Consider the following 14,013-nt stretch of genomic DNA (forward strand, 5'->3'; position numbering starts at 1 on the left):
ATCAGGACGGCAGCGCGGCCACTTGCACCTCGACACCGCCGAGCACGGCGTTGCCCGACAACGGATCGCGCAGCGATTCGTCGAGCACGTCGTTCAGGTTGACGCCGGGGCGCGCGGCGGCCACCGACAGCCGTGCGCCTGGCAGCGCGTGTCCCCACCCGTGGGGCAGGCTGATCACGCCGGGCATCACCTCGTCGCTCACTTCCACCTGCGCATCGATGGACGAGGTGCCGTTGCGCGCGATGCGCGCCATCCCCCCATCGACGAGGCCGAGGCGTTCGGCGTCTGCAGGATGGACGAGCGCCGTGCAGCGGAACGGGCCCTTCGCCAGCGTGGGCAGGTTGTGCATCCAGCTGTTGTTCGAGCGCACCTGCCGCCGGCCCACGATCACGAGGTCGGGTGCGGCGCGCGCCAGGTCGGCGAGCGCACGGGGCAGGTCGGCGAGCAGCATCGGCGGCGCCAGTTCCACCTTGCCACTCGGTGTGCGAAGCACTTCGGGGATGCGCGGTTGCAGGGGGCCGAGGTCGATGCCGTCCGGCGCCGCCTTCAGCCGGGCCAGCGTCAGGCCGTCTGGCCTCTGGCCGAAGCCGTCGCCATAGGGGCCGGTGCGCAGCGAGAGTTCCAGCAGCCGTTCCGGGCCGGTCAAGCCGGAAACGGCGGCCAGCAGGGCCGGGGCCTGCGCGCCCGCGCCCTTGGCGAGGTCGGCCGCGAGCAGTTCGTCGTCGAGTGCGAGCACGTCGGCGCCTGAGCCCAGTCCCTTGGCGATGGCCACGAGCTTGAGCAACACCTGCCACTCGGGCACATGGCCGTCGGGTGCGGGCAGCACGGGGGCGCTGAAGCGCGCGGCGTTGCGGTAGGCCAGCTGGTGGAACGCGACGTCGTAGTGCGCCTCCTCGAGCGGGGCGAGCCCGGGCAGGATCACGTCCGCATGCCGGCTGGTCTCGTTCACGTAGATGTCGAGGCTCACCATGAACTCGAGCGAATCGAGCGCCTTGGCGAGCCGCGGCCCGTTCGGACTCGACAGCACCGGGTTGCTCGCGATGGTGATCAGCGCACGCACCTGGCCGTCACCCGGGGTTTCGATCTCCTCGGCAAGACACACCATCGGCAATTCGCCGAACACCTCGGGTGCCCCGGACACCCGCGACACGTGCCGCCCGGTGATCACGCCACGGCCGCGGCCCGGGCTGCCTTCCGTGTTCGCCTGGAAGGCAGGGGCCTTCGGGAACATCACGCCGCCCGGCTGGTCCAGGTGGCCGGTGATGGTGTTCAGCACGTCGATCAACCAGCTGCACAAGGTGCCGAACGGCTGCACACAGGTGCCCATCCGGCCGTACACCGCCGCACGGGGGGCGTCGGCAAGGTCTCGTGCGAGGCCGCGGATGGTGGCGGCCTCGATGCCGCACCGATCGGCCACCGCCTCGGGCGGAAAGGGTTGCACGGCGGCACGCAGGTCGTCGAGCCCGGCCAGGTGCTGGGCCACGGCTCCGAGGCGCACACGGCGTTCGTCGAACAGCGTGAACACCATGCCCAGCAGCAGGAACACGTCGCCTCCCGGCCTGATGGTGAGGTGACTGTCGGCGAGCGCCGCCGTCTCGCTGCGGCGCGGGTCGATCACCACGAGGCGGCCGCCACGGGCTTGCAGCGCCTTGGCCTTGCCGCGGAAATCCGGCAGCGTCCACAGGCTGCCGTTGCTGGCCGCCGGGTTCGCGCCCAGCACGAGCAGGAAGTCGGTGCGTTCGATGTCGGGCACGGCGATGGACAGCCAGTGGCCGAACATCAGGCCGCTCGACAACTGCTTGGGCATCTGGTCGAGCGTGGAGGCCGAATACGCGTTGCGCGTGCCGAGCGCCTTGAGCACGCGGCCGAAGTAGAGCAGCAGCCCCATCTTGTGCGACGACGGGTTGCCCACCGTCACGGCAACCGCGTGCGGCCCATGCCGCTCCCGCAGCGGCACGAGGCGCCGCTCGATCTCGTCGAAGGCCTCGTCCCAGGTGGCCGGCTCGAACTGCCCGTTTCGCTTGACCAGCGGCGAACGCAGGCGGTCCGGGTCGTCCTGCAGGTCCTTCAGGGCCACGCCCTTCGGACACATGTAGCCCTGGCTGAACACGTCGGTGCCGCGGCCGCGGATGGCGGTGACACGCTGCTCATCGACATGGACATCGAGCCCGCAGCAGGCCTCGCACAAGGGGCAGACGCGGGCGGCGATCGAAACAGTCATCGGGTTCTCCCGGAGGGGTGGCTGAGGCAGTTTACTCAGGTGGCGGCAAGCTGGCGCAACGCTTCGGCGGTAGCGGTGTCGGCCGGAAAGAATGTTTCGAGCGCCAACTCGGCCAGGGTGATGTCGACCGGCGACCCGAACACGGTGGTGGTGCTGATGAACGACAGCATTCCCGCGGGTGTGTGCAGCTGCAGTGGCACGGCGATCGCGTTGAGTTCGTGCGAGGCGGCAGGGCCGTCGTCAACGGGGCGCGCGGGGTAGGCCTGCAACTCGTCGCGCAAGGCCACCAGAACCGGGTCCGACGTGGCCTCGATCTGCTGGCCCAGGCGGTGCAGCAGGTGGGCGCGCCATGTCGCCAGGTTCGCGATGCGGGGCGCCAGCCCGCCCGGGTGCAGGCTCAGGCGCAAGGCATTGACCGGCCCCTGCAGCAGCGCGGCGTCCACATCCTGCAGCAGCAGTGGCACGGTGGCGTTGTGCGACAGGATCGTCCAGTGGCGGTCCACTGCCAGCGCCGGCCACGGCTCGTGGGCCTTCAGTACCAGTTCCACCGTGTGGCGGGCCGCCTCCAGCGCCGGATCGGCGAGCGGCCGCTCGCGGTACATCGGCGCAAAGCCGGCAGCGGCCAGCAGCACGTTGCGTTCACGCAGCGGCACCGACAGCCGTTCGGCCAGGTGCATCACCATCGCGCGGCTCGGTGTGGCGCGGCCGGTCTCCACGTAGCTGAGGTGGCGCGTGGAGATGTCGGCCTGCATCGCCAGGTCGAGCTGGCTCAGGCGGCGGTGTTGCCGCCATTCGCGGATCAGCACGCCCACGGGGCGGGACGACGGGGCGGGGGCAGGGTGGGCATGGGGGCTCATGGTGCGGAAACGATAACGCAGCAGGACGGGGTTCCCCATGACCTGCCAGGTCATGGATGGGCGGGAGGTGCCAACGGCCCCCCGCGATTACCCCCGATACCGGCAAACGTATGGCCGGCCCGAATAACGGCATTGGACGGGGCGATGTCACGCCTCCTAGCATCGCGGCCTGTCATGTCAAGGAGCTTGCCCATGTCCATGCCTTCGATGTCCGGCCGCCTGATGGCGCTTGCCTTCTCCCTGCTGTGCGGATGCGCGAGCCTCGCGCAGGCCGCCACCGCCGTCCCGGTCCCGCCCCCGGCCATGGGCTGGGCCAGCTGGAACACCTTCGCCAGCACCTTCGACCACCAGACCATCAAGGCGCAGGTCGACGCGCTCGTCGCGTCGGGCCTGCCGTCGGCGGGCTACGTCCACGTCAACATCGACGAAGGCTGGTGGCAAGGCCAGCGCGACGCCAACGGCGACATGGTGGTGGACACGGCGCAATGGCCGGGTGGCATGAAGGCCATCGTCGACTACATCCACAGCAAGGGCCTGAAGGCCGGCATCTACTCGGATGCCGGCCGCGATGGCTGCGGATACTACTTCCCGACCTCCGGGCAGCCGGCGGCACCGCGCACCGGCATGGAAGGCCACGAGGCCCAGGACGCCCTGCAGTTCCAACGCTGGGGCTTCGACTTCCTGAAGGTGGACTGGTGCGGGGGCGATGTCGAAGGGCTGGACCCCAGGAGCACCTACCAGCGGATCAGCGACGCCATCGCAGCGGCCACTGCCGTGACCGGTCGCCCCATGACGCTGTCCATCTGCAACTGGGGCATCCGCCAGCCGTGGAACTGGGGCGCCGGCATGGCCGCCATGTGGCGCACCAGCACGGACGTGATCTTCTTCGGTGAAACGGCCACCACGCCCAAGATGCTGGCCAACTTCGATCGCAGCCTGCACGCCTCGGGCCATCACACCGGGTACGTCAACGACCCCGACATGCTGATGGTGGGCATGCCTGGTCTGACCGACGTCCAGAACCGCATGCACCTGGCCCTGTGGGCCATGGCCGGCGCGCCGCTGCTGATGGGGCATGACCTCACGAAGATGACCCCGGCCGTGAAGGCCATGCTCGGCAACCGCACGATGCTCGGCATCGACCAGGATGCGCGTGGCCTCCAGGGCGTGAAGGTGGCGGAAGACAGCGCGGGCCTGCAGGTCTATGCCAAGGTGTTGTCCGGCACCGGGCAACGCGCCGTGCTGCTGCTCAACCGCACCGGAAACGCTGGCGACATCAGCATGCGGTGGGCCGACATGGGCCTCACCACCGGCGCGGCCACGGTGCGTGATGTCTGGACGGGCGCCAGCCTGGCCAGCAGCAGCACGGGGCTTGCGATCCGCGTGTCCGCGGGCGATGCGGCCTTCGTTCTGGTCAGCGGGACCGAGGCGGCGGGGTCGACGCACGAGGCCGAGGCCGTGGGCAACACCCGCACCGGCACCGCTGCGGCCGCCGCCTGCACAGGGTGTTCCGGCGGCGCCCGCTTGGGCCTCGTGGGAAAGGGGGCTACGCTGGTGGTCAACGGCGTGGCGGCCGCGGCCGCCGGGCTCAAGCTGGTGGACATCGACTACCTCAACGGCGACAGCACGGCACGAACGGCCACGCTCCAGGTCAACGGCCAGCAGCCCACGGTGGTGTCGTTCCCGCCAACGGGCTCGTGGTCCAGCGTCGGCACCGTCTCCCTGCTCGTGCCCATGCGCCAGGGCACGAGCAACACGCTGACGTTCGGCAACGCCACGGCATGGACGCCCGACTTCGATGCGATCCGGGTGCAGACCCTGCCGGGCACACATGGCACGGCCCTCGTGGGCGGAGCCTCCGGCCGCTGTGCCGACATCCCCGACAACGGCATCGTCGACGGCACGCAGGCCACGCTGTGGGACTGCCATGGCGGCCAGAACCAGACTTTCACGGCCACGTCACGCGGCGAACTCGTGGTCTACGGCAACAAGTGCCTGGACGCCAACAACAGCGGCACCGCCAACGGCACCCAGCTCATTCTCTGGACTTGCAACGGGCAGGACAACCAGAAGTGGAACCTGAACGCGAACGGCACCATCACCAACCGCAAGTCGGGCCTGTGCGTGGATGCCGCGTTGAACGGCACCGTCAATGGAACCCGCCTGCAACTGTGGGCGTGCCACGGCGGGCTCAACCAGCAGTGGACGCGGCAGTAGTTCTACGCCAGGCGCAGTGAACCGCGGCATGGCCCATGACCTCCCAGGTCATGGATCGAACGCACCGCGTTGCCGACACTGATCTCCATGCCGAACACGGCAGCACGGCCAAGGGGGCCGGGCCCGTGTCGGCGAACCGGAGATCACCATGTCGAACGTTTCCTCGTCTTCTTCTTCCTTCACCAACGCGTCGTTCCTCCGCAAGGTGCTGCTCGCCGACGGGGCCGTGAGTGTCGCGGCCGGTGCGCTGATGGCGTTCGGCGGCAGCCCGTTGCACGGGCTGCTGAACCTGCCCGGCGCCATGCTCGTGCCCGCTGGCCTGAGCCTGTTCGTGTACGCCGCGTTCGTGCTGTGGTTGGCCAAGCGGCCGGTGGTGCCCCGCGGTGGCGTGTGGGCGGCCGTGGTGATCAACGCGGTGTGGGCGGTCGATTGCCTCGCCATCGCGTTCGGTTCGTGGTTCGCGCCGAACATGCTCGGCCAGGCCTTCCTCGTGGTGCAGGTGGTGACCGTGATCGCGTTCGCCGAACTCCAGGTCGTCGGGTTGCGGAAGTCTCGGTCGATGGCAGGCGCATGATCCAGCCCCGTTTCGTCGGACGGATCGATTCCCGACGGGAGGGGCCTGGACCCCTAGATCGAAGGCCCGGCACCCCCTAGGAACCAGGGTGTTTCCGGGCGGTTTCAAGGGGAGTGGGGCCGGGCGGGCTTCGAGAATCGACGCATCCGATTTTGAGCCGCCCCGCCCGTGCACACCACCCACCCCAGCGCCCCCTTGCTGCCCACCCGGCCCGACCGCGACGCCCGCCGCCAGGCCAAGGCGTCCCAGCGCCCGCTGCGCAACACGCCGCCGGTGGCCCTCGAGAACGTGCGTCTCTTCGCCGAACTGTTCGGTGACCCACAGGCCAATGCCGCGCGCTGGTTCGTCGCCACCATCGTGCTGGCCATCGTGGTCGTGGCCCAGGCCTTCGCCATCCTGCGCATGCTCCCGCTCAAGCGGGTCGTTCCATACGCCGTCGAACACACGGCCGATGGCACGGTCGTCAAGGTGGTCGAGGCCGCCGTCTACAAACCCACCACCGGCGTGCTGAAGTCCGAACTCGCCCGTTGGGTCGAACGCCTCATGGTGATCGACCCATACCTCACGCGCGACAACCTCCGCCAGTCCATCCGGCCGTTGCGCGGCAAGGCCGTGTCGCAACACAAGGAATTCGTCGACCTCGAGGCCCCGTTCAAGCGCCTCACGGCCACGCCGGGCCTGGTGCGCACCGCACGCGCCAGTGGCGTCGACGTCTCCCAGGACGGCATTGCGTTCGTGTTCGCCACTACCACCGAACGGGCCGGCAGCGGCGAACCGCTCATCCGGCGCTGGCGCTTCACGGTGCACTACGTGCTGGCCGTCCCCGACACCGAGGAAGACGTGCTCGCCAACCCGGCCGGTCTGAACATCACCCACTTCGAACGCGCCCAGGACCTCTCATGACATCGCCCGTTCCCTTGATCTGCGCCGTGGCGGCCATCGCCGCCACTATGCCCGCCTCGGCCCAATCGCCGCTGGTGCCCACCCCGGTCCTCGGAGAAGCGCGCATGGTTACGTTCGACTACGACGACGACCGCATCTACAAGGTACTCGTACGCCCGCGCAACACCACGCAGCTCAAGCTCGGTGGCGACGAGCGTGTCACCTACGTGTCCGCCGGCGACTCGTCCAACTTCAGCGTCACCGTGCCCTCCAGCAAGGCCTTCGTCGAGGTCAAGCCGAAGTGGGAGAACGTGTCCACGAACCTGCTCGTGGTCACCAACAAGCGCTCCTACCACCTCGACCTGCAGAGCACCGCCGAAGGCAAGAAGTGGTACACGCGGGTCGCGTGGGCCTACGCCGATGCCGCGTTGCTCGACCAGACCCGTCCGCCCGCCGACGACCCTGGCGCCTCACCTGCCCGAGGGGGACCGCGGGCGGCGGTGGGGCGCGAATCAGCTGCGCCCGGCGTGGATGTGGAAAAGCTCTACTTCAAGTACGACATCGAAGGCGACGCCCCGTTTCGCCCCGTCCAGGTGTTCGACGATGGCTCGCACACCTTCATCCGGCTGCCCGACGACCTGCAGGAGCTGCCCGCGCTGTTCATGCTCACGCCCGACGCCGACGACTCCGCGCTGGTGAACTACAGCGTGAACGCCCCGTACCTCATCGTGCAGCGCACCATGGCCAAGTTCGTGCTCAAGCTCGGCAAGGCGAAGGTCGAAGTGCTCCGCCAGTCACCGAAACCGGGGTTCTTCGCACGCCTGGGGTTCGGCGGAAGCGGGGAGCGTTGATGGCCGACTTGCTCATCGCGCCCGAGGGCTACACCACACCTGGCGGCGTGCCGCGCAAACTGCTCGCGGGCGTTTTCATCGTCGTGTCGGTCACGGCGCTGGCCGTGTTCATGCTCACGTCCCACGACGAACCTCTGATGACCGGCGACCAGAAGGCCCGCGCCGAACTGAAAAAACCCGAGTCCGTCACCTCGCAGCAGAAGGGCAACGCGCACTGGGTCGACGAAGCCGCCGAACACGCGCAGGCCGGTGGGGCCGGCCCGCTCAAGGTGGTGGAAGCCCGGGCCACAGGCCTCCCGGCCGAGCCATCGGCCGCACCACCGGTGGATCTTCGGCCGCCCGCCCCGATGCTGCCCGGATTCGATGCCCAGGGCCGGTCCACGGGTCCGGCGGCCAGGGATGGGCTGCCCCGCGACGTCGACAGCGCCGCCGTCGAACGCGAGCGCGCTTCGCGGTCGGCGGCCGCCACCGTGTTCGACGACGGTGCACAGCCGCCCGCCAAGGCGGATGGCCGCCTCGAAGGCCTCCCCGGTGAACTTGCCCGTCGCGCAGGCGCTGGCGGCATGCCCACCGGCCCCGACGCGCTCGCACCGGTCATCGACGCCATCAAGGCCACCCACGGCCAGGCCCCGGTGCTCTCCCGCGCCGACAGCGACCGGCAATGGGCCCAGCAGCTGGCCGCGCCCACCCGCGACGACCTGCTGCAGGCCAAGCCGCCCCATGCCGACCTGATGCTGTACCAAGGCACCGTCATCCCGTGTGTGCTGACCCGCCGCATCAACAGCGACATGCCGGGCGTGGTCACGGCCCGGGTGTCGATGGATGTCTACGACTCCCGCACCAGCCGGCGCCTGCTGCTGCCCAAAGGGGCGTTGCTGGTCGGCGCCTACAACAGCGATGTCAAGCAGGGGCAGAGCCGGCTCCAGTTCGTCTTCACCAAACTGAAGATGCCCGACGGCGCCACGTTCGACCTGCCCGGGGCCACCGGTTCGGATGCGGCAGGGCAGGCGGGTATCACCGGCGACGTCGATCGCCACTTCTTCCGCAGCTTCGGTGCAGCGCTGCTGCTTGGTGTGCTGGCCGACCGGGTCACCCGCATCACGGCCTTGCCGAACGGCGGCGCGGCCGGGCAGGGCGGCGTGTCGGCCACCGGCCAGGTGTTCGTGGACACGGCACGCGCCGAACTCGAGCGTCACAAGGCCATTCCGCCCACCGTGACCATCGAAGAAGGGTCACGCATCAACGTCGAGGTGGTGCGCGACATGGGTTTCCCCTCGGTCTATCCGGAGCAACAAGCATCATGGTGAGGCACAAGCGGTTGATGGACGTCTGGCGCGCGGGCCTGATCGCCCTGGGCCTGGCCGGCTTGTCGGGCGGCACCCCGGCGGCATCGGTGCATCCGTACGATTTCGCGTACCGCATCTCCGGCGACCGCGTGGCGCGCCCCGTGCAGGTGTTCGACGACGGTTCGGCCCGCACGTACTTCCAGTTTCCGGCCGGTGCCACGATCCCGCTGATCCTGGTGGGCCAAGGGCCCGACATGGTTCTCCCGGCGGCGGAGGGTCCGTACCACGTCGTGGCTGGGCGGGCCCGCTCGTACATGCTTGTCCTGGCAGGGCACACCGCACAGGTCGAACACGCCACCTTGCCTTTGCAGCGGGACGCCCGTCCCCTCGGCCGTTCCGTGGCGCCTGCCCCGCCCCGGGCTGCCGACCGGACGCTGAGCAGCTACGCATCGCCCATCCGGGGTGACGTCATCGAGTGGATGGAAGCCGACCAGCAGGTGGAACATGACATCGCGTTCGACGGCCGCGGTGCCCGATTGTCCCCGCAGGGGCGGGCGCTGATCATGGCCGTGTCGAAGCGCATGGGGGCCGGCACCCGGGTGCGTGTCACCGCGGCGGGAGGGCCGCACCCGCTCCGGCGGGCGGAGCAGGTGCGGCGCGCCTTGGTCCAGAGCGGTATCGCCGCGAGGCACATCGTGATGGACCATCCCGCTGAGAACCCGGCCTCCCGGTGGTCCGCACCCGACACGGTGGGTGTGCAATGGCGGGGGCCCGGCATTGCAGTCCCGGCGCCGCAGCCTGCTGCACCGGCTGGTGACATCGCCACGCCCGCATCCGGCAAGCCCTTGCCACACCACTTCGACATCCTCGCGGCCGACCGAACCGTGGCCGCCACGCTGGGCCGGTGGGCTCGCCAGTCCGGCTACAGCCTGGAATGGGCCGCAGGCATCGATGCACCCATCACCGGCGAACTCACGCTCGACACACCAGGCTTCCCCGAGGCAGCCGGGCATGTGATCGCCGGACTGCGTGCCTCGGGCTATCCGTTGCAACTGGAGTTGCCATCGGACCGCGTTGTCCGTGTCGTCCGGAAGAACTGAGCCGCGCGCCTCGACCCGCGGTCACCCATTCACCAGGGAGGAGAACCCATGATCGCCAGAATCGCCGGCACCTTGTGCGTGGCCGTTGCCAGTTGGGCGGCGCACGCCCAGACCGGTCCGGGCGCCGTCAATCCGTTGCCGGTGGCGCCGTTCATGTCGGCCTCAGCGCCGCAAGACGCGCAACGCTGGGAGGTGAAGGCGTCCGACGTGACACTCGCCCGCACCTTCGAACGCTGGTCAGCCGCAGCGGGCCACAAGCTCAAGTGGGATGCCACGCGCAACTTCCTGATCGGCGCGCCCGACGTGTACGTCGGCTCGTTCGAAGGCGCCGTCCAGCACGTGCTCCGGTCACCGGGCATCCGTTTCTCCGACTACCCGCTCGAGGCCTGTGTCTATGCGAACACACCTCCGCTCATGCGCATCACGCGCCTGGGCGAGCAAGTCCGCGAATGCACGGCCACCACGCCGTGACCCCACCTTGATGAACCACGCGATGAACCTCTTCCCGACCATCCCCACCCTGGCTGCGGTCCTTCTGGTTGCAGGCTGCGCGGCCCCGAGCGTGGGTGAACGTGTCGCTACCGACCATGCCGATCGATCTCGCCGCGTCGCCCCGGCCGTGGTGGGTGCGGCCATCTCGTCCGACGCCGCCGCCGATGTGGCCGGAGGCCTGGCCGATGCCGATCGGCGGGCGGCCGAGCAGTCGGCCCATGTGGTCCTGCGCCGCTCCAGCCGCCCGTGGGTGGCCTCCGTGTCCGTCCCCATGGGTGCCAACGACAAGCTCCCGTCGGTGTTCCAGGAGCCGGTCAGGCTGAACTTCAACGACGCCGCCACGGGCGGCAAGGTGGGCCTTCGCCTGATGGCCGAACGCATCACGTTCGTCACCGGTGTGCCGGTCCGGGTGAAGCCCGATGTCTTCAGCGAGGCCCCCACGGGCCGGGCCGTCACGCCAATCGCCGGGCCCGCAGCCGCATTGCCGGCGGCACCGGGCCCCGCGCCCTCGGCTGCACGCACGCCGGTGGTCCGCGAGACCGGCTTCAACGCCATCGCGATGCGATGGCATGGGTCGCTCGAAGGTTTCCTCAACCACGTCACCGACCTCACCAACCTCTCGTGGGAGTACCGCGACGGGGTGGTGGTCATCGAACGCTTCCGCACCGAGTTCTTCGAACTCGCCACGCTCGAGGGCGAGACCCAGTACGCGATGGGCCTGAATTCCAGCGAGCAGGGAAGCACGGGCACGTCGGGCGGAGCCGGCGCAGGTGGGGGGCTCAGCACCAACAACGCGAGCGCCGACGTGGCCGAGAAAGGCAAGGCCGCCACGGTGGCCACGCTGATCGCTGCCGTCAACCAGATCATCTCGCCGGTCCCCGGTTCCGCGGTGATCCGGTCCGACGGCTCCGGGCGCATTGCCGTCACCACGACCAAGGAGGCGATGACCAAGGTACGCGATTTCCTCCGCGCCGAGAACGAGTCGATGCTTCGCCAGGCGCAGATCCAGTTCGACATCTATTCGGTCCGGCGCGATGAATCCGACGAACGAGGCATCGACTGGTCCGTTGTCATCACATCGGTGTCGCGCGCGCTGAACATGACGGTGTCGTCGCCAGCCACCCTTGTGAGCAATGCGGCGGGTGCCGTGGGCTTCAGCGTGCTGAGCGGCGATCCGCCCGTCAACGCCTTGTCTCGCCTGGCCGGCGACAGCCAAGCGTTGCTGACGCTGCTGAACCAATACGGTTCGTCCACACAACACCGGCCCGTGAGCCTGCTCACCCTGAACCGGCAATGGGCGCGGAAGGCGTCGCTGGGCAGCAAGGCCTACGTCAGCGAAACCGTGCCTGGCGCCGCGTCCACGTTGGGCGCCGGGGCACCGGGCCTGAAGACCGCCACGGTGACCACGGGCGACCGCTACCTGGCCCAGCCCTTCATCATGGACAACCACACGGTGGTGCTGAAGTTCGGTATCGGCCTCTCGTCCCTGGTGCAGCTCGCCAACTTCGACAGCGGGTCAGGGGTCACCGCGCAGCGGGTGCAGACCCCGGAGATCAGCAGCCTCATCGACCAGGCCACCGTTGCGCTCAAGGCGGGCCAGTTGCTGGTCATCACCGGCTTGAGCCGCGTGGTGACCAGCGACGACACCCGCAAGCTCGGTGAGGATGCGCCGTGGCTGGCCGGTGGCAGCCGCAAGATGCTGCGCCAACGCGAGGACTTCGTCATCTTCGTGCGGCCCACCATCCTGTGACTGCGGCTGCCATGCACATCGAACGCATCCTGGCATCCACCGCCGCAGGGCCTCTGCTTGGCGGGCTGAGCTGGCGCCCGCCGAGCGGCGGCCAGCATTCCATGCGCAAGCTCCATGAAGCGCGCAACCTGGCCGTCGACGCCACGCACTACACGCTGTTCACCGCTGGCCACACGGACGTCTACGGGCTGTTCCAGCCGCGTGCATCGGAGGAGTCCGTCCGGCTGCCCAAGGGGGTATTGTCGGCCGCGCACTGTTTCGCCGGGCGCGTCGGCAACCAGGCGCCCAATGGGGCGCTGATCCTCAGCGTTTCGTCCGACGGGGCTCGCCGCGATGGCCAGGTCTACGTCGTGGTCCTCGAGGATGGCATCCCGGCAGTCGACTCGCTCACCACCGAGATGGAAGCCCGCAACGCACTCGGCTCCGAGGATCGTCCCATCTGGTCCGATGCGCCAGACCTGTACCCGAACTGCGAGGTCGTCGGCTTCGACTGGTTGGCCGACGGGGTGGGCAAGGGCGCTCGCGTGGCGCCCATTCCGATGAACCCTTGGCCGTTGGTGACCATGGCCCTGCTCGCCGCCATCGGATGCGCCGCGTGGTTCTCGGTGCGCGAGTCACGACGCGCCGAGGCCTTTCGGGAGCAGGCAAGGGCGGTGGCCGCTGCCGACCCTGTCCCGAAGTACCTCGCGGCGCTGGAGATGCAGTCGGCCACCATGTCCGCAGACCGCTCCGACCTGCTGGCCATCGTCGAACGCATGTTCGACGATCCGGTCCGTGTCCCTGGCTGGCGCATGAAGTCTCGCGTCTGCAGTGCCGGCGCCAGGCGTTGCGAATCGGTGTGGCTGCGCCAGGGAGGCACCTACGACGAACTGGTTTCTGCGCGGGGCCAGGAAACGCTGCAGTGGGTCGGCCACGACGGCAATCCCGTGCCGGCCCTCGATTCGGCGCGCACCGTGTCCGACATTGCCATCAGGCGTTCGCCGCTGCGTGGCGCGACCCACCGCCTGCCCACGTTCAAGCAGGCCATCGACGAGGGCGGGTCCCTGTTCCAGGTCTGGAAGACCGCCGACCTGTCCATCGACCTGCAACCGCCGCGCTTGTGGCCGAGGGTCGATGCGGTGCCCGCCCAGTTCGACCACCCCCGCGCGATCCTGAGCGGCGCCATCACGCTCAGCGACGTCCCGGGTCCCTTCATCCTGGAAGCACTGCGCGCCGCGCCTGAATGGATCAGTTGGGAAACCGTCAGTGCGGACATCGGCGATGGCGACGCCGCAGGCCGCCTCAGATTCAAAGCCACGGGGAACTACTATGTCTCGTCACGTTGAGCAGTGGGTCATTTCCGCAGTCGTGTCGTGCGCGGCGGCCTCCGCGCATGCGCAGACCATCGGCGACTACAGCCGCGCCCAGCGCGCGGTGATCGAGTCGACCATCGCCCGCAGTGCCCTTCGCCCTTCCTCCGGTGGCCCTGTCGGTCTTCCCGCGTTGCCGCAGGCGGCCGCGTCGGCCCCTTTGGTGCCGCTCCCCCAGGCCGCGCCGCCGCGCCGCGACATGCCCGAGGAATCCAGCGCACCTCAGGTGGCGGTGACCGGTGTGGTCGTGACCCCGAACAAGGCCCTCGCGGAAGTGGTCGTGGACGGTGTCGCGTACATGCTTTCGGCGGGCCAGTCCGTGCCGGGCACGCCCATGACCGTTGCCACCGTGGCCGCCGACCGCGTGGTGTTGTCGGGCGCCCGGGGCATGCGCGGTCCGCGCACGTATCCCGTCGCCAACATGGGGCCGTGAC

Annotated in this window: 12 protein-coding genes; 10 read left to right on the top strand and 2 right to left on the bottom strand. The window is 69.3% G+C overall.

The genetic code is table 11. The features are described 5' to 3' along the window. Position 1: 1 nt before the first annotated feature. Both ASC87_RS01920 and ASC87_RS01925 read right to left on the bottom strand, forming a co-directional pair. Positions 2 to 2,221, bottom strand: coding sequence for a molybdopterin-dependent oxidoreductase (locus ASC87_RS01920; RefSeq protein ID WP_056655710.1), 2,220 nt, complete (start codon positions 2,219 to 2,221; stop codon positions 2 to 4). 35 nt (positions 2,222 to 2,256) lie between these two features. Beyond that, a complete protein-coding gene (locus ASC87_RS01925) occupies positions 2,257 to 3,117 on the bottom strand; it encodes a helix-turn-helix domain-containing protein (RefSeq protein WP_369820725.1) in 861 nt (286 codons plus the stop codon). A gap of 153 nt (positions 3,118 to 3,270) precedes the next feature. Between ASC87_RS01925 and ASC87_RS01930 the strand changes: the two genes are divergently transcribed. The 10 genes from ASC87_RS01930 (at position 3,271) to ASC87_RS01975 (ending at position 14,012) form a co-directional block, all read left to right on the top strand. Then, positions 3,271 to 5,295 (top strand): RICIN domain-containing protein, encoded by a 2,025-nt coding sequence (locus ASC87_RS01930; RefSeq protein WP_056655713.1) that lies wholly within the window; start codon positions 3,271 to 3,273, stop codon positions 5,293 to 5,295. 148 nt (positions 5,296 to 5,443) lie between these two features. Next, positions 5,444 to 5,869: a hypothetical protein gene (locus ASC87_RS01935; RefSeq protein WP_056655716.1), complete on the top strand. Its 426-nt coding sequence runs from the start codon at positions 5,444 to 5,446 to the stop codon at positions 5,867 to 5,869. A gap of 168 nt (positions 5,870 to 6,037) precedes the next feature. Next, positions 6,038 to 6,772 (top strand): VirB8/TrbF family protein, encoded by a 735-nt coding sequence (locus ASC87_RS01940; protein WP_056655719.1) that lies wholly within the window; start codon positions 6,038 to 6,040, stop codon positions 6,770 to 6,772. After that, a complete protein-coding gene (locus ASC87_RS01945; RefSeq protein WP_056655722.1) occupies positions 6,769 to 7,602 on the top strand; it encodes a TrbG/VirB9 family P-type conjugative transfer protein in 834 nt (277 codons plus the stop codon). The genes ASC87_RS01940 and ASC87_RS01945 overlap by 4 nt, the downstream gene beginning before the upstream one ends. Continuing rightward, a complete protein-coding gene (locus ASC87_RS01950; RefSeq protein WP_056655725.1) occupies positions 7,602 to 8,909 on the top strand; it encodes a TrbI/VirB10 family protein in 1,308 nt (435 codons plus the stop codon). The genes ASC87_RS01945 and ASC87_RS01950 overlap by 1 nt, the downstream gene beginning before the upstream one ends. Before the next feature lie 14 nt (positions 8,910 to 8,923). After that, positions 8,924 to 9,988, top strand: coding sequence for a TcpQ domain-containing protein (locus ASC87_RS01955; RefSeq protein ID WP_162255119.1), 1,065 nt, complete (start codon positions 8,924 to 8,926; stop codon positions 9,986 to 9,988). Positions 9,989 to 10,036: 48 nt separating this feature from the next. After that, positions 10,037 to 10,459, top strand: a complete 423-nt coding sequence (locus ASC87_RS01960; RefSeq protein ID WP_056655732.1) for a TcpQ domain-containing protein — start codon at positions 10,037 to 10,039, stop codon at positions 10,457 to 10,459. A gap of 22 nt (positions 10,460 to 10,481) precedes the next feature. Beyond that, complete coding sequence (locus ASC87_RS01965) at positions 10,482 to 12,230, top strand: type II secretion system protein GspD (protein WP_056655735.1); 1,749 nt, start codon at positions 10,482 to 10,484, stop codon at positions 12,228 to 12,230. Between the two features lie 101 nt (positions 12,231 to 12,331). Then, positions 12,332 to 13,555 (top strand): hypothetical protein, encoded by a 1,224-nt coding sequence (locus tag ASC87_RS01970; protein ID WP_235582002.1) that lies wholly within the window; start codon positions 12,332 to 12,334, stop codon positions 13,553 to 13,555. Then, the gene (locus tag ASC87_RS01975) at positions 13,539 to 14,012 is read left to right on the top strand and encodes a hypothetical protein (protein WP_157603782.1); all 474 of its coding nucleotides are present in this window, start codon (positions 13,539 to 13,541) and stop codon (positions 14,010 to 14,012) included. Before ASC87_RS01970 ends, ASC87_RS01975 begins: the two co-directional genes overlap by 17 nt. The last annotated feature ends 1 nt before the right edge of the window (position 14,013 follow it).

This window comes from Rhizobacter sp. Root1221, from assembly GCF_001425785.1.
GTDB lineage: Bacteria > Pseudomonadota > Gammaproteobacteria > Burkholderiales > Burkholderiaceae_C > Rhizobacter.